Origin of the sequence: Pseudomonas sp. SWRI92, from assembly GCF_014268685.1 — a bacterium.
In the GTDB taxonomy this organism is placed as follows: Bacteria; Pseudomonadota; Gammaproteobacteria; order Pseudomonadales; family Pseudomonadaceae; genus Aquipseudomonas; species Aquipseudomonas marvdashtae.
The window spans coordinates 19,036-34,638 of sequence record NZ_JABWQY010000026.1; the positions used below are offsets into that span (position 1 = coordinate 19,036).

Consider the following 15,603-nt stretch of genomic DNA (forward strand, 5'->3'; position numbering starts at 1 on the left):
CTCCCTCTCTCCAGGAGCCTCCATGAAACTCGCAAGCTTTATTGTCCAAGGCCGTAGCAGCTACGGCGTGGTCGAAGGTGATCAAATCATCGACCTGGAATCGCTCAAGCCAACCCTCGGCAACGATCTCAAACAGGCCATCGCCCACAACCGCCTGAACGAACTGAGCGCTGCGCGCCTGGCAAGCCTGCCGCGTATCCCCTTGGCTGACGTGACGTTCCTGCCGGTGATCCCGAACCCGGGCAAAGTGCTGTGCATCGGCATCAACTACGCCACCCACGTGCGCGAAACCGGTCGGGAAATGCCGACCTATCCGATGATCTTCACCCGCTTCGCCGACAGCCAGACCGCCCACTTGCAACCCATCGTTCGCCCAACGGCGTCCCACAAACTTGATTTCGAGGGCGAGCTGGCGGTGGTGATCGGTAAAGCGGCCCGCCACGTCAAACACGCCGACGCGCTGGACTACGTCGCCGGTTATGCCTGCTACAACGACGGCAGTGTTCGCGACTGGCAGAAGCACACCATTCAGTTCGTCCCCGGCAAGAACTTCCCGAACACCGGCGGTTTCGGCCCCTGGCTGGTGACCGCCGACGAGATCGGCGACCCGCAGGACCTGGAATTGACCACCCGCCTGAATGGCGAAGTGATGCAGCACACCCGCACCAGCGACATGATTTTCGATGTGCGCCATCTGATCGAGTACTGCTCCACCTTCACCGAATTGGCCCCCGGTGACGTGATTGTCACCGGCACCACTGGCGGCGTCGGCGCGTTCCGCGAGCCGCCGGTATGGATGAAGCCGGGCGATCAGGTCGAGGTCGAAATCGCTCGAATCGGCACCCTGCGCAACAGCATCGTGGACGAGCAATAAGCATGGAAAACCTGCATACCCCTGAACACCTGCCCGAGCAGGATGGCGACAACAAAGGCTCGAGCCTGGAGCGCATGCTGCGGGTACTCGACCTGTTCACCGAACAGAGCCCGATCTGGGCGGTGGACGACATGGGCGGCGCCTTGGGTTTTACCCGCTCGACGATCTACCGCTACGTGCGCGAATTGGCCGAGGCCAACCTGTTGTTCCAGGTCGAAGCCGGGCGTTATGCCCTCGGCGCGCGAATTATTACCTGGGACCGCCAACTGCGCCTGAGCGACCCCCTCGTGCGCGCCGCACAAGCGCTTGAGCCCAACTTCCCACAGTGGAGCGAACAACAGGTCTGGCTGATCTGCCGGCTGTTCAAGGACCAGGTCGTCTGCATTCACCAGCACGGGGACTTGTTCAGCGAGGTCAGCTACTCCCGTGGTTCGCCCAGGCCGTTGTTCCTGGGTGCGACGTCCAAGGCGATCCTAGCCAACATGACCCCGCGTCAACACAGCCAGCTGTTTCTCGACCACCCCGAAGAGGCGCGCGCCAGTCAACTGGGCCAGACCTGGGAACAGTTCCGTCGTTCGCTGCAGCAACTGCGTCGCCAAGGCTATGTAGCCAGCGCAGGTGAAGTCGACGCGGGCGTCTATGGCCTGGCCGCGCCGATCTTCGACGGCGATGGCAAGGTCGTCGGCAGCATCAGTTGCGTGCGCCCGGCGCAAGAGCGCGACAGTGCCCAGGAAGAGACACAAGGGCAGCAGATCCTTGCCCTGGCCCAGGATCTGTCGCAACGCATGGCTGCGCTCGCCAACCGCGCCAAGCCACTGGGCTGAGCCATCCGCAAGGGAATAACAATGACAACCCTCAAACGCATCAACACCCAGGTCCTGGTCATCGGTGCCGGCCCTACCGGGCTGACCCTGGCCAACCTGCTCGGCCAAGCCGATGTAGACACGCTGATCATCGATCGCAAGCCGGGCACCGTGACCGAGCCACGGGCGGTTTCAATCGATGACGAATCCTTGCGCACCATGCAGGCCATCGGTCTGGACCAGGCTGTGCTCAAGGACGTGGTTCCCGGCTACGGCGTGCATTACTTCACCCGGCCCGGCGGTCGCTGCTTCGGCAAGGTCGAGCCGACCGGCAAGCTGTATGGCTTCCCCAAGCGCAACGCGTTTCGCCAACCGCTGTTTGAAAACACCCTCAGGCTAGGCCTCGAACGTTTTGCCAGCCTGACGGCTCGGTTCAGCCACGAGCTGGTGGAATTTACCCAGGACCCACACGGCGTGTGCGCGCTGGTGCGTGACGCTGATGGGCAGATGATGGAAGTCCACGCGGCTTACCTGGTGGCCTGCGACGGCGGCCGTAGCCCAGTGCGCAAGCAGCTCGGGATCGAGATGGTCGGCTCGAGCTTCTCCTCGCGCTGGCTGGTGGTCGATACCGACCAGGACGACGACCCCTTCTGGCAGACCCGCGTGTATTGCGACGCCCGGCGCCCGGTGGTGGAAGTACCCGGCCCTCACCGTACGCGCCGATTCGAATTCCTGCTCAAGCCCGATGAAACGGACGAACAGGTGCTCGACGAAACCTGCCTGCAAGCATTGCTGCGCCCGTTCAAGGGAGACGCGCCGGTTTCCATCGTGCGCAAGACGGTCTACACCTTCCACGCCCGGGTCGCCGAGCAGTGGCAGGTGCAGCGGGTGTTTCTCGCCGGCGACGCCGCGCACCTGACCCCGCCCTATGCCGGGCAAGGCATGAACAGCGGCGTTCGCGATGCCCATAACCTGGGCTGGAAGCTGGTCGGCGTACTGAAGGGAAAAATGGCAGAAAGCGCACTGCTGTCCTACGAAAGCGAGCGTCGTGATCATGCGTGGGCATTGATCAAGTTGGCCTTGAACCTCGGCGTGGTCATGGCACCGGCCACCGTCCTGCGCGCTCGCCTGATCAGTGGCGCATTCGCCTTGATCGGCCTGTTGCCGCCGTTGCGCGATTATTTCCTGCAAATGCGCTTCAAGCCCAAACCCCGCTTCACCCGGGGCCTGGTGCTGACCGAGGGGCAAGCAGGCACGTTGTCCTGTGGACAGATGTTCCCGCAACCGATGCTCACTGACGCCCACGGCCAGGAACACCTGCTCGATGACGCCATCGGCGCCGGCTTCGCCTTGATTCAATACGGTGACCCGACCCGCCAGCGTATCGATGAACTTAAGCATGGCCTCTGGAGCCACCTTGAAGCCAGACGCATCCTGATCCTACCCGCGTCCGTCCAGGCCATGCCGTCGATACCGGGCTGCACGGTGCTCCAGGACCGTGAAGGCCAGCTCAAAACCCTGCTGGGCGATTCGCACCCGTTCCTGCTGCTGCGTCCGGATCGCTATATCGCCGCGATTTTCGACAAGGCCACCGAAACCCGGACCGCCGAATCGTTGCAGTCGCTGTTCGGTATCGCCGTGGCCCACAGCAGCGCAATCGAGCCGAGCATCGCGCCCGTCTTTCATTAAACCTTCACGCACAGAGGTGGTTATGCAAACACTCCAGACTTCCACACCTGCACGCCTGTGCTACCTGCACCTGGCGAGCAAGGACGCGCAACGGCAAATCGATTTCTATCGACGGATGCTGGACATGGACAGCCAGGCGCAAGCCGATGGCAGCTGGATGCTCAGCGGCCCGCAACGCGCCATGCTCGTGTCTCCCGCCGACCACAGCGGCCTGCTCGCGGCAGCGTTCGACCTGGGCAGTCAGCCTCGACTGCAAGCACTGCGGGTTCGCCTGCTCGGCAACGGCTGCGTCATCGAAGAGCTCGACTCGCCGTTGCTTGAAACGGGGGCGTTCCTGATCCGTGATCCCCAGGGCCGGCAAACAATATTTGGCGTCGCTCACCCCGCACTCCACGCCCCTCGCCAAGGCATGCCGGGCCGCTTGCAGCACGTGGTGTTCCAGACCACGGAGCTGGAAGCCATGATTGATTTCTACGTCAACACGGTGGGCTTTACTGTTTCGGACAATGTCGTGGATGAGCAGACCGGCCAACTGATGACGTGCTTCCTGCGCTCGGACGACGAGCACCACACCTTGGCATTTTTCCGCGGTTCGAAAAACGAGTGGGACCACCACTGTTACGAAACCAACGAATGGAATGACATCCGCGACTGGGGGGATTGTTTCGCCAAGGAGCGCATCACCATTTTCTTCGGGCCCGGCCGACATGGGCCGGGCAACAACCTGTTCTTCATGGTGGTCGATGCCGATCGCAACCGCCTGGAGTTCTCGGCTGAGCTGGAAGTCACCGACGCCAGCCGCCAGCCCGGCGTCTGGGCACAGGAGGAGTACACACTCAATTCGTGGGGCCGCGCCTGGATCAGGAGCTGAGCAGTTTTCCCCATCGGCGTTTGCACCCTTGATTTCTAAACGAGGCGACCACCTGCCTCCAAAGGTAAAAGACCATGACGACTCAACCGCTCGCGCCCTACGCCATCAACGGCAACCAATACATCAACGGCACCTGGCGTGCAGGGCGCTCCGCACGCCGCCTGGACGACCGCAACCCCTTCAACGGCGAACAGCTGCTGGAGATGCCCCTGGCCTCGATTGCCGATCTCGACGACGCCTACCAAGCGGCGCAGCAGGCGCAGGCCGCATGGGCACAACTGCACCCCACCCAGCGCAGCGCTCAACTTGAAAAGCTCGCCCAAGTCATCCAGAACCGCCGTGAAGAGATCATCGACTGGCTGATCCACGAGTCCGGCAGCACCCGGATCAAGGCGAGCATGGAGTGGCAATTCACGCTGAACCTGGTGCGCGAATGCACGACGATGCCGATGCAGGTTGAAGGTCGAATCCTGACCAGCTACAAGCCCGGCGAACAGAGCTTTGTCTTCCGCGAGCCCTTGGGTGTGGTGGGCGTGATCAGCCCATGGAATTTCCCGCTGTACCTGAGCATGCGCTCGGTGGTGCCGGCACTTGCCCTCGGCAATACGATCGTGCTCAAGCCCGCCAGCGACACAGCGGTGACCGGCGGCCTGCTGATCGCCCACCTGTTCGAAGAGGCCGGCTTCCCCGAGGGTTCGCTCAACGTCGTGGTCGGCGCAGGCTCGGAAATCGGCGATGCCTTTGTCGAGCACCCGGTGCCGAGCCTGATTTCCTTCACCGGTTCGACGGATGTGGGACGCAATGTCGGCCGTATTGCCACCGGAGGCAAACACATCAAGCGCGTGGCCCTGGAACTGGGCGGCAACGCGCCGCTGGTGGTACTGGATGACGCCGACATTGACGTTGCGGCGCACGCTGCGGTGGTCGGGCGTTTCCTGCACCAGGGCCAGATATGCATGAGCGTCAACCGGGTGATCGTCGACCGCTCGCTGTATGCCGATTTCGCGGCGCTGGTGGTGGAGCGCGTGCGCAACCTCAAGACCGGTGACCCTGCCCTGGCGGATACGGTGATCGGGCCAGTGGTCAATCAGAGCCAGCTCGATGGCCTGCAGCGTAAGCTCGACGGCGCCCGGAGTGCTGGCCTCAAGCAGCTTTGCGGCGGCCCGGCATCCGGGCTGGTGCTGCCTGCCCATGTGTTCGGTGAAGTGGGAGCCCATCAGGAACTGGCCCGCGATGAAACGTTCGGCCCCCTACTGCCGCTGCTGGTCGCAGAGAGCGAAACCCATGCATTGGCGTTGGCGAACGCCAGCGAGTATGGCCTGTCCAGCGCCGTGTTCACCCGGGACATGGCCCGTGGCTTGAACTTCGCCCGTGGCATTGTGGCGGGCATGACCCATATCAACGACATCACCGTCGATGACCAACCCAATGCCCCGTTCGGTGGTGAAAAGAATTCGGGCCTCGGTCGCTTCAACGGACACTATGCCCTGGATGAGTTTACCCGTGCCCATTGGGTGACCTGGCAGACCGGAGGCCACCACTACCCGTTCTGAGTCTGTGGCACCGTTGATCACACCCGGATCGGGCAAATCGACCCCTTTGCCTGATCCGTCAGAAAAAAATAATAAACAGAGGCGAAAAATGAACCATTTAGCCTGCGTGTCCACCGATCAGGTCGTTCGCGCCGACCGTCTGATGAAATGGAAAGAGTTCATGAGCGATCACCTGGGGCGCACGCCGGATTACATAAAACGGCTGGAATCGACATTCATAGATCCGTTGCATGACAGCAACTTCCAGGGTCGGCTGGAGTACGGGGACCTGGGCCAGTTGCGATTCTGTCGAATGACCGCCAGCGCCCATCGGTATTCGCGCCACCTGAGCAAAGCGATCGACGCCCTCGACACGCCGCGCATGTTGATCATGCAGGTGGCTGGCGTCAGTCATTTCGAGCAGGGCCAGCAAAGCAGCGTGCTGGCCCCTGACGAAATGCTCCTGGTCGACTGCGGCAAACCTTTCAACGTGACCAGCACGCAAGGTTGCGAACACTTCATTCTGTTATTCCAGGGGGCATCCGGGCAGCTTACGCAAACCGGCGACATGCATCTTAATGGCCGCAATGGACTGGGGCGGATGCTCATGCACCTGATCAGCGATGCCTACAACCAATACCCTTTGCTGAACAACCATTCGGCCGGGCTGATCGGCGACAGCATCACCGGGCTGCTGGATAACGCGCTGAAGAACAAACAGGAAGAAAAGCAACTCGAACACGACTTCCGCTTCTTCAAGCAGAACCGCCTCAAGGCGTACATCGAGCGCCACCTGGCCGACCGCGACCTGACCATCGAACGCATCGCCAACGCCGAACAGTGCTCGGTACGCAGCCTGCACCGCGCCTTCCAGGATGAACTGGGATGCAGTGTCAGCGAATACATCTGGCAGCGGCGCCTGGCCCGCTGCGCTGAGGACCTGCGCAGCCGGGAACACGCCCATCGCTCGCTCACCGAGATCGCCTACGCCTGGGGCTATGGCAGCAGTTCCCACTTCAGCCGGCATTTCAAATCGACGTTCGGCATGTCGCCTCGGCTATTTCGTGACACCGCGAGCGACAGCCGAGAGAAATCGACGGCGGCTTGAGCCTGGTTCCAATTCATCTGGGTTCACGATATCCCCTGTGGGAGCTGAGCTTGCTCGCGATGGCGGTGGGTCAGTTTGCAGGGATGTTGAATGTGCCGCCTTCGCGAGCAGGCTCGCTCCCGCAGAGAGACTCCTTAATTCCAGCCGCCGCCTATCACCTTGTACAACGTCACGCGGTTGCTCTGCTCGGTCAGGCGCAGGGTGATCAGGTCCTGTTGCGCGCTGTACAGGGAACGCTGGGCGTCGAGGGCTTCGAGATAGCTCTGGGAACCGCCACGGTATAACGCGTCGGAGAGTTCAAAGCTCTTGCGACTGGCGTCGGTCAACGCCTGTTGGGCCTCGATACGGCGATCCAGGGTGCTGCGCTCCGCCAGGGCATCGGCCACTTCCTTGAAGGCGCTCTGCAGTGTTTGCTGGTAGGTCTGCACCTGGATCTCGCGCTCGGTCTTGGCCGAGTCCAGCGTCGCGCGGTTACTGCCGGCATCGAAGATCGGCAGGCTGATGCTCGGGGCGAACGTCCAGGCGCCGCTGCCGGACTTGAACAGGCCGGACAAGGCCGAGCTTGAGGAACCGGCATTGGCCGTCAGGCTGATGCTGGGAAAGAACGCCGCACGGGCCGCGCCGATGTCGATATTGGCCGACTTGAGCGTGTGCTCGGCGGCCAGCACATCGGGGCGTCGTTGTAACAGACTGGAAGGCAGCTCTGCCGGCACCTGCACCAGCGCCGCGGCCGATTCCAGGTACTCGCCCGGCAACAACTCTTCGGGAATGTCGCTGCCCACCAGCAAGCGCAGTGCGTTGCGATCCTGCAGGATCTGGCTTTCATACGCCGCCGCGTCGACCCGCGCCGACTCCACGGTGGTTTGCGCCTGGGCCACGGACAGACCGGAGGAGCCGCCCAAGGCGTGGCTGCGTTGGGTCAGTTCGTAGGTCGCCTGCTGGCTGCGCAAGGTCTCCTGGGCCAGGTGCAGGCGCTCGTTGTCGGCCGCCAGGGTCAGCCAGGCGGTGGCCACTTCGGCCACCAGGCTGATCTGCGTGCTGCGTCGGGTTTCGGTCAGGGACAGATAGTCTTCCAGGGCTTCGTCCTGAAGGTTCTGTACCCGTCCAAACAGATCCACTTCATAACTGCTAAAACCCAGTTGCGCACTGTAGTCATGGGTAGTCGCCGCCGAGCCCGTGTTGGACAACGAGCCGGGCGTGCGACCGTGAGTGCCACTGACACTGGCATCAATCGAAGGCAAGGACTCGGCGCGCTGGATGCGGTATTGCGCCTGGGCCTTTTCAACGTTCAGGACCGCCAGGCGCAGGTCGCGGTTGTTGCTCAGCGCCAGGGACTGCAAGCGCGCCAGGCGGCTGTCGGTGAAAAAGTTTTGCCACTCGATGTCGGCACTCACCTCGCCCTTGGGCGTGCTGGCGACCGGCAGCCACTGCTCGGAGACTGGCGCCTCAGGGCGCTCATACTGCGGCGCCAGATTCATGCAGCCACCGAGCAGCGTGAGGATGGCCAGCAATGGCCAGCGGAACTTGATCATGCGTCACCTGACTGGGCGGATGGAACAGAGGTCGAAGCCGTGGAAACGCGGCCGAAACGCCGGCGAATCTGCACGAAAAACAAAGGGACGAAAAAAATCCCCAGCACCGTGGCGGACAACATGCCGCCCAGCACACCGGTACCAATGGCCTGGCGTCCGGCGGAACCGGCACCGCTACTCAGGGCCAGGGGCAATACGCCGAACATGAAGGCCAGGGATGTCATGAGAATCGGCCGCAAGCGTTGGCGCACGGCGATCAGCGTCGCCTCGCGCAAGCTGTTGCCCTGCTCCTGCAGGTGCTTGGCGAACTCGACGATCAGAATGGCGTTCTTGGCGGCCAACCCAACGGTGGTCAACAGCCCGACCTGAAAGTACACGTCATTGCTCAAGCCACTGACACGCGTGGCCAGCACCGCGCCCACCACCCCCAACGGCACCACCAGCATCACCGAGAAAGGCACCGACCAACTTTCATAGAGCGCAGCGAGACAGAGGAACACGAACAGCACCGAAATCCCGTACAGCAACGGCGCCTGCGAACCGGAAAGGCGCAACTGATAGGACTGCCCGGTCCACTCGTAGCCGATGCCCTCCGGCAATTGCTTGACCAGCGCTTCCACCGCATCCATGGCGTCCCCGGAACTGACGCCGGGCGCCGGATCGCCAACCACCTCCAGCGAGGCATTGCCGTTGTAGCGTTCCAGCAACGGCGAGCCGTAGCTCCAGGAACTGCTGGCGAACGAGGAAAACGGCACCATCTCATCGTTGCTGTTGCGCACGAACCAGTGCTCCAGGTCAGCCGCCTGCATCCGCGCCGCAGCCTCGCCCTGGACGTAGACCTTCTTCACGCGCCCCTGGTTGAGGAAGTCATTGACGTAAGTGCCGCCCAACGCCGTGGACAGCGTGGTGTTGATGTCGCTGGTGCTCAGGCTCAAGGCCCCGGCCTTGCGATCATCGATGCTGACCTTGAGCTGCGGTGCGTCGTCCAGGCCATTGCTGCGAACCCCGATCAAGCGAGGATCCTGGTTGGCCAGCTCGATGAGTTTTTCCCGCGCCGCCACCAGCGTGTCATGCCCCAGGCCGGCAAGGTCCTTGAGTTGCAGGTCGAAGCCGGACGTCTGTCCCAGGCCGCGCACGGCCGGCGGTTGCATGACGAACACATTGGCATCGCCGATGCTCGACAGCGCCATGGTCGCGCGCTGGGCGAAGGACGCCGCATCCTGCCCCGCCCCCGTGCGCTCGCTCCAGTCCTTGAGCCGGATAAATGCACGGGCGCTGTTCTGGCTGTTGCCGTTCATGCCCAGGCCGGAAATGCTGATCAGCGCTTCGACTTCCGGCTGTTCGAGCAGGTAGCTTTCGAACTGCTTGACCACCGCTTGCGTGCGGCTGTCCGTGCCCCCGACGGGCAACTGCACCTGGGCCATGAGAATGCCCTGGTCTTCGTCAGGCAGGAACGAAGTCGGCAAGCTGAAATAACCGGCGGCCATCACCAGCAGCACCAGCCCATACACCAGCCAGCCGACGCGCCCGCGCTGCAAAATGCCCCCCACCTGGCGCTTATAGGCCTCGGCAGCACGCTCGAACGTGCGGTTGAACCAGCCGAAAAATCCGCGTTGAGCGCCATGGCCCTGACCATCGGACGGCTTGAGCAGGGTCGCGCACAAGGCCGGCGTCAGCGTCATGGCGACGAGTACCGAGAGCACCATGGCCGAGACGATGGTGACCGAAAACTGCCGGTAGATCACGCCTGTGGAGCCGCCAAAGAACGCCATGGGAATGAACACCGCACTGAGCACCAGGGCGATGCCGACCAGGGCGCTGGTGATTTCATCCATCGACTGGCGCGTGGCGTCCAGGGCCGACAGCCCCTGCTCGGCCATCACCCGCTCGACGTTCTCTACCACCACAATCGCGTCGTCCACCAACAGGCCGATGGCCAGGACCATGGCGAACATGGTCAGGGTGTTGATCGAATAACCGAACAGCGCCAGCACGCCGAATGTCCCCAGCAGCACCACCGGCACCGTGATCGCGGGGATCAACGTGGCCCGCACGTTCTGCAGGAAAAGGAACATGATCAGCACCACCAGGACAATCGCCTCGCCCAGTGACTTGACCACTTCTTCGATGGACAGGCTGACAAAGGGCGTGGTGTCGTAGGCAATCACGTTTTTGAGTTGCATCTCCGTCGGATAGAACGGCTCCAGTTCCTTGAACTTGGCCTTCACCGCCTCACCGACGTTCAGGGCGTTGGCCCCGGCGGCGAGCTGGACGCCCATGGCGGCAGCGGGTTTGCCGTTGAGGGCAGAGCTGACATCGTAGCTTTCACTGCCCAGTTCAACCCGCGCAACATCCGCAAGCAGCACCACCGCACCGTCGCTGGTGGACTTGACCACCACATTGCGAAACTCCTCGACGGTTTGCAGCTTGCTGCGGGCGCTGATGGTGGCGTTCAACTGCTGACCTTTCACCGCCGGCATGGCGCCGAGTTGACCGGCAGAAACCTCGGTGTTCTGCGCCTCCAGGGCGGTGCTGACATCCGAGGGCATCAGCGCGTATTTTTCCAGCAGGGCCGGGTCCAGCCAGATGCGCATGGCATAGCCGGAGCCCAATGTCTGCACATCGCCGACACCGTCGATGCGGCTGATGGAATCGAGCAAGGTGCTGGAAATGTAATCGCCGATCTGCGTGCCGGTGACGCTCGGATTGTCGGAGGCCAGGGCGGCAATCATCAGGAAGTCCGAACCGCCCTTGGTCACGGTCAGGCCCTCGCTTTGCACCGACTGCGGCAGCCTCGACTCGGCCTGTTGCAGCTTGTTCTGCACCTGCATCTGGGCCACGTCCGGGTTGGTGCCGGCGGTGAAGGTCAGGCTGATGCTGGCGCTGCCATCAGAGCTGCTGGAGGCCGACATGTAGGTCAGGTTGTCCAGGCCCTTCATTTGCTGTTCGATGACCTGGGTCACCGAGTCTTCCACGGTCTTGGCCGAGGCGCCGGTGTAGGTTGCGGAAATACGCACCGTCGGCGGCGCGATGTCCGGGTACTGTTCCAGGGGCAACTGGCTGATGGACAAGGCGCCAGCGAGCATGATGACGATGGCGATGACCCAGGCGAAAATCGGTCGGTCGATAAAGAAGCGCGCCATCTTCAACCCTCCTGCGCAATGGCAACAGGCGTCGCTTTCTGCGTACGGCTGCGGGTACCGGTATTCTGTGCCACGACGGTTTCACCGACCCGGACCTTCTGCCCGCCCTCGACAATCACCTGGTCTCCCGCGTTCAGCCCCGCGGTGACCCACCACTGGTTATCCACGGCGCGGTCGATGGTCAGCATGCGCTGCTCGACCTTGCCATTGACCACCACCAACACCGAAGTCGCGCCGCTGGCGCTGCGGGTCACCGCCTTCTGTGGAATCAGGATGGCCTTGTCATCCCGCGCCTGCTCCAGCACCGCTCGCACGTACATGCCCGGTAGCAACAGTCGGTCCGGGTTGGCGATTTGCGCCCGCAGGGTCACCGTGCCCGTGCCCTCATTGACGCTGACCCCACTGAACTTCAAGCGACCTTCATGGGCGTAGGTGCTGCCGTCATCGAGCTTGAGGCTGATCCGCGCTTCACCTTCGCCATTGCTCTGCAGCACACCGCTGGCCAGGTCGCGCTTGAGGCGCAACAGTTCGGTGGTCGACTGGGTGACGTCTACATACATCGGGTCCAACTGTTGCACGGTGGTCAGTGCGCTGTCCTGGTTGGCCACCACCAGCGCGCCGGGCGTGACCGTCGAGGTTTCGATGCGCCCACTGACGGGGGAACTGATGCGGGTATACGCCAGGTTGATGCGTGCGGTGTCGACATCGGCCTGGGCCACTTGCACTTCCGCTTCGGCGGTCAGCAGGCTGGCCTGGGCATCCTCGTTGTCCTGCTGGCTGATGGCATCGATCTTTACCAACTGGGCGTCACGCTTGGCCGTGGCCTGGGCCGACTTCAAGGTGGCGCGTGCCTTGGCGAGGTTCGCCTGGGCCTCAGCCAATGCGGCCTTGTAAGAGGAAGCATCCAGTTGATACAGCGCCTGCCCGGCCTTGACCTCGGCCCCTTCGACAAACAGGCGCTGCTGAACGATACCGCCGACCTGCGGGCGTATCTCGGCGACCATGAACGCCTGGGTACGCCCGGCCAGTTCCGTGGTCAGCGCCTGGCTTTGCGGCTGCACAGTGATCACGGAGACCTTGGGCGGTTCGACAACCGGCGCCGATTCACCGGAGCAACCGCCCAACAGGAACAGAACGATCAGGAACACCAGCACGGCGCTGGTCACCAGGGATTTGGCGAATAATTTGGTCGACATAAATGCCTCTGCAAGACGGATGGTTCAAGCCAGGCGCCATACTGCGAGGCAAATGTGCAGGAAAATTGAAGATTGCCCGCCGCCCTTGAATCTTCCTCACACCAGGGCCTAAATGGACGGGCCATTCACCGACCTGCCCGAGCCCATGAAACTGAGCATCTCCACCAAGCTGTTTATCGCAGTGCTGGCAAGCGTACTGTTCGTCATCCTGAGCATGGGGGTGGCCAACGGCTGGAGCTTTGGCAAAGGCTTTCTCGACTACCTCAACGAACAGGCCCTGCTGCGCATGACGCCGGTATTGCCTCGCCTGGCCAGCGCCTACGAGCGCGAAGGCAATTGGGAGTTCCTGCGCAACAAGCCCGATCGCTGGTTCGAACTGCTACGCCCGGAGCCGGTGGAAAACACCACCTACCCGGAACGGCCACCCATGTCGATGTCCGATCTGACCGGCGCGGTGTTTCGCATCGCCCTGCTCGACCAACGAAAGCAATTGGTCATGGGCTATTCGGCCATTGACGACGACGCCCTGATGCGCCCGATCGAGGTCGCGGGGAAAACCGTCGGCTGGCTGGCGGTGACACCGTTCCAGAACGTGACCGAAGCCGGCGGTGAGCGCTTTCGTCAGTATCTGGTGCGCACTAGCCTGGCCGTGGGCGTGCTCTCGTTGCTGTTGGCGATGCTGATTGCCTGGTGGATCGCCCGTACCCTGCTTGACCCGGTCAAGCGGGTGGCCGCCGCCACGCACCGCTTGGCCGCCGGGGAATACAGCAACCGCGTGTCGGTGGCCTCCAATGACGAAGTCGGTCAGTTGGCCCGAGACTTCAACCAGCTGGCATATACCCTGGAACGCAACGAAAAAATGCGCCGGGAGTTCATGGCCGATGTGTCCCACGAACTGCGCACCCCGTTGTCGGTATTGCGCGGTGAGCTGGAAGCCATCGAAGACGGCGTCCGCACCCTCGACCCGTCCTCGATGAAGTCGCTGCAAGGCGAAGTCAGCATGCTCAGCAAGCTGGTGGATGATCTCTACGAACTGTCCCTGGCCGATGTCGGCGCGCTGACCTACCGCAAGAGCGAATGCGATCTCAACGACTTGCTGGGCGATTGCGTGGCGATGTTCCAGGAGCGCTGCAATGCCCGGCATCTGCGTTTGGAGCTGGAACTGCCGACAACGCCGCTACGGTTGGAAGCCGACCCCAAACGCTTACAGCAGCTGTTCAGCAACCTGTTGGAAAATGCCGTGCGTTATACCGACGAGGGTGGCGTGTTGCACATTCGTGCCGCCAGCGAGGACGACGTCGTGCGCATCGACTTTCTCGACTCCGGCCCCGGGGTCGATGCAGATCAACTACCGCGACTGTTCGAGCGTTTTTACCGCGGTGAAACCTCACGCAATCGCGCCAGTGGCGGCGCCGGCCTGGGACTGGCCATCTGTCACAGCATCGCCCTGGCACATGGCGGCGGCCTCAGCGCCGATCACTCGCCTTTGGGCGGCCTTTGGCTGACCCTGCGCCTGCCACGGAACGCCTGAACATGCCCCCTGACAGCCCAATCCTTATCGTCGAAGACGAACCCAAGCTGGCCGCATTGATGCGCGACTACCTGATCGCCGCCGGCTACGCGACCCAGTGCCTGGACAATGGCCTCCAAGTGGTGCCGGCGGTACGGGCCAGCGAGCCGCGGTTGATCCTGCTCGACCTGATGCTGCCGGGGCGCGACGGCCTGCAAGTGTGCCAGGAGCTGCGCAGCTTCAGCGCCGTGCCGATCATCATGATCACTGCCCGCGTGGAGGAAGTCGATCGCCTGCTCGGGCTGGACCTGGGGGCCGACGACTACATTTGCAAACCCTTCAGCCCGCGTGAAGTGGTGGCCAGGGTCAAGGCGATCCTGCGGCGCAGCCCGCAACTGCTCGTCACCGCGCCAGCCCGCCTGCTGATTGATGAAGACAGCTACCAGGCGTCACTCGATGGCGTCGCCCTGGACCTGACGCCCTTGGAACTGCGCCTGCTAAGCACGCTGGCCCAGTCCCCGGGGCGGGTGTTTTCCCGGGATCAATTGCTCGACCGGATCTATTCCGATCATCGGGTGGTTACCGATCGTACGGTTGACAGCCATATCCGTAATTTGCGGCGCAAGCTTGAACAGGTTTGCCCAGGTGAACAGCCGATCGAGTCGTTGTATGGCGTGGGTTATCGGTTTCAGCTTGCCGACGCCTGAGGGCCAGTTTGCGGTGGATGTTGGCTGTGCCGCCGTCATCGCGAGCAGGCTCGCGATGGGCGATAGATCGACGCCGTAGATGCACCGGGCGGTCGAGCCTATTGATCCGCTGAGTAGATAATGGTTTGAGCACTGCCTCCGATAGTAGGCCGACGGGTGAAGTAGGTGTCGCCTTCGTCCGTCTGGATTTCGTAGTCGATCTTGCTGGCGATCCGACCCGATGCATCGGCGTGCTTAATGATTCTCAGCACCCGCTGGAATTTCACACCTTGAGTACCATTGTGGGCAGGGCCGGTGAGCACGTTGACCGTTTGAAACCAGCCGTCGTTCTTCTTGTTCGACTCCAGGGTGCCGGTCAGCGCCTCAAATCGCTCCAGACGGGTAAAGCCCCAGAGCGTCTGTTCCTCGATGGCTTTGTCCCGGGTGGTAGAGCCGGTGAAGACAAACAGGTTGATGGCCGGGTTGTCTTCGCAAAAGAAATCATAAGGCACCAGCCCATCGACCATTTTCTTGCCTGGAACAAAGCCCTTCTTATGGACGAGAAACATGACCACCTCCATGCCGGAACAACAGCAACTGCTGAGTAAATTTGAGCCGGAAGTCTACTGCGGCTGGGCGTACAGGGCCGTCAAGCCAAT

Annotated in this window: 12 protein-coding genes; 8 read left to right on the plus strand and 4 right to left on the minus strand. The window is 62.4% G+C overall.

The window, feature by feature from the left end; genetic code table 11:
* Positions 1–22 precede the first annotated feature (22 nt).
* From HU762_RS25475 to HU762_RS25500, 6 genes are all read left to right on the plus strand, one after another.
* Entirely contained in the window at positions 23–874 is an 852-nt protein-coding gene (locus tag HU762_RS25475; RefSeq protein ID WP_186641586.1) for a fumarylacetoacetate hydrolase family protein, read from the plus strand.
* 2 nt (positions 875–876) lie between these two features.
* A complete protein-coding gene (locus HU762_RS25480) occupies positions 877–1,698 on the plus strand; it encodes an IclR family transcriptional regulator (protein ID WP_186641588.1) in 822 nt (273 codons plus the stop codon).
* Positions 1,699–1,719: 21 nt separating this feature from the next.
* Complete coding sequence (locus HU762_RS25485) at positions 1,720–3,366, plus strand: bifunctional 3-(3-hydroxy-phenyl)propionate/3-hydroxycinnamic acid hydroxylase (protein ID WP_186641590.1); 1,647 nt, start codon at positions 1,720–1,722, stop codon at positions 3,364–3,366.
* Positions 3,367–3,388: 22 nt separating this feature from the next.
* The gene (locus HU762_RS25490) at positions 3,389–4,237 is read left to right on the plus strand and encodes a VOC family protein (RefSeq protein ID WP_186641592.1); all 849 of its coding nucleotides are present in this window, start codon (positions 3,389–3,391) and stop codon (positions 4,235–4,237) included.
* A gap of 74 nt (positions 4,238–4,311) precedes the next feature.
* Positions 4,312–5,790 carry an aldehyde dehydrogenase family protein gene (locus tag HU762_RS25495; protein ID WP_186641594.1) on the plus strand — a complete coding sequence of 493 codons (1,479 nt, stop codon included), beginning with the start codon at positions 4,312–4,314 and terminating at the stop codon, positions 5,788–5,790.
* An 88-nt stretch (positions 5,791–5,878) separates the two neighbouring features.
* On the plus strand, positions 5,879–6,877 hold the full coding sequence (locus tag HU762_RS25500) for a helix-turn-helix domain-containing protein (protein WP_186641596.1): 999 nt from the start codon (positions 5,879–5,881) through the stop codon (positions 6,875–6,877).
* A 134-nt stretch (positions 6,878–7,011) separates the two neighbouring features.
* Here the strand turns inward: HU762_RS25500 and HU762_RS25505 are convergent, their stop codons facing one another.
* The 3 genes from HU762_RS25505 to HU762_RS25515 are packed head-to-tail and all read right to left on the minus strand — an operon-like array spanning position 7,012 to position 12,748.
* Positions 7,012–8,409, minus strand: coding sequence for an efflux transporter outer membrane subunit (locus HU762_RS25505; protein ID WP_186641598.1), 1,398 nt, complete (start codon positions 8,407–8,409; stop codon positions 7,012–7,014).
* Positions 8,406–11,552: an efflux RND transporter permease subunit gene (locus HU762_RS25510; protein WP_186641600.1), complete on the minus strand. Its 3,147-nt coding sequence runs from the start codon at positions 11,550–11,552 to the stop codon at positions 8,406–8,408. The genes HU762_RS25505 and HU762_RS25510 overlap by 4 nt, the downstream gene beginning before the upstream one ends.
* A gap of 2 nt (positions 11,553–11,554) precedes the next feature.
* Positions 11,555–12,748 (minus strand): efflux RND transporter periplasmic adaptor subunit, encoded by a 1,194-nt coding sequence (locus HU762_RS25515; protein WP_186641602.1) that lies wholly within the window; start codon positions 12,746–12,748, stop codon positions 11,555–11,557.
* Between the two features lie 112 nt (positions 12,749–12,860).
* On the opposite strand from HU762_RS25515, the gene baeS reads away from it, so the two are divergent.
* Positions 12,861–14,279 (plus strand): sensor histidine kinase efflux regulator BaeS, encoded by a 1,419-nt coding sequence (gene baeS / locus HU762_RS25520; protein WP_186641604.1) that lies wholly within the window; start codon positions 12,861–12,863, stop codon positions 14,277–14,279.
* A 2-nt stretch (positions 14,280–14,281) separates the two neighbouring features.
* On the plus strand, positions 14,282–14,965 hold the full coding sequence (locus HU762_RS25525; RefSeq protein WP_186641606.1) for a response regulator: 684 nt from the start codon (positions 14,282–14,284) through the stop codon (positions 14,963–14,965).
* Between the two features lie 98 nt (positions 14,966–15,063).
* Here the strand turns inward: HU762_RS25525 and HU762_RS25530 are convergent, their stop codons facing one another.
* On the minus strand, positions 15,064–15,513 hold the full coding sequence (locus HU762_RS25530; protein ID WP_186641608.1) for a hypothetical protein: 450 nt from the start codon (positions 15,511–15,513) through the stop codon (positions 15,064–15,066).
* Positions 15,514–15,603 lie beyond the last annotated feature (90 nt).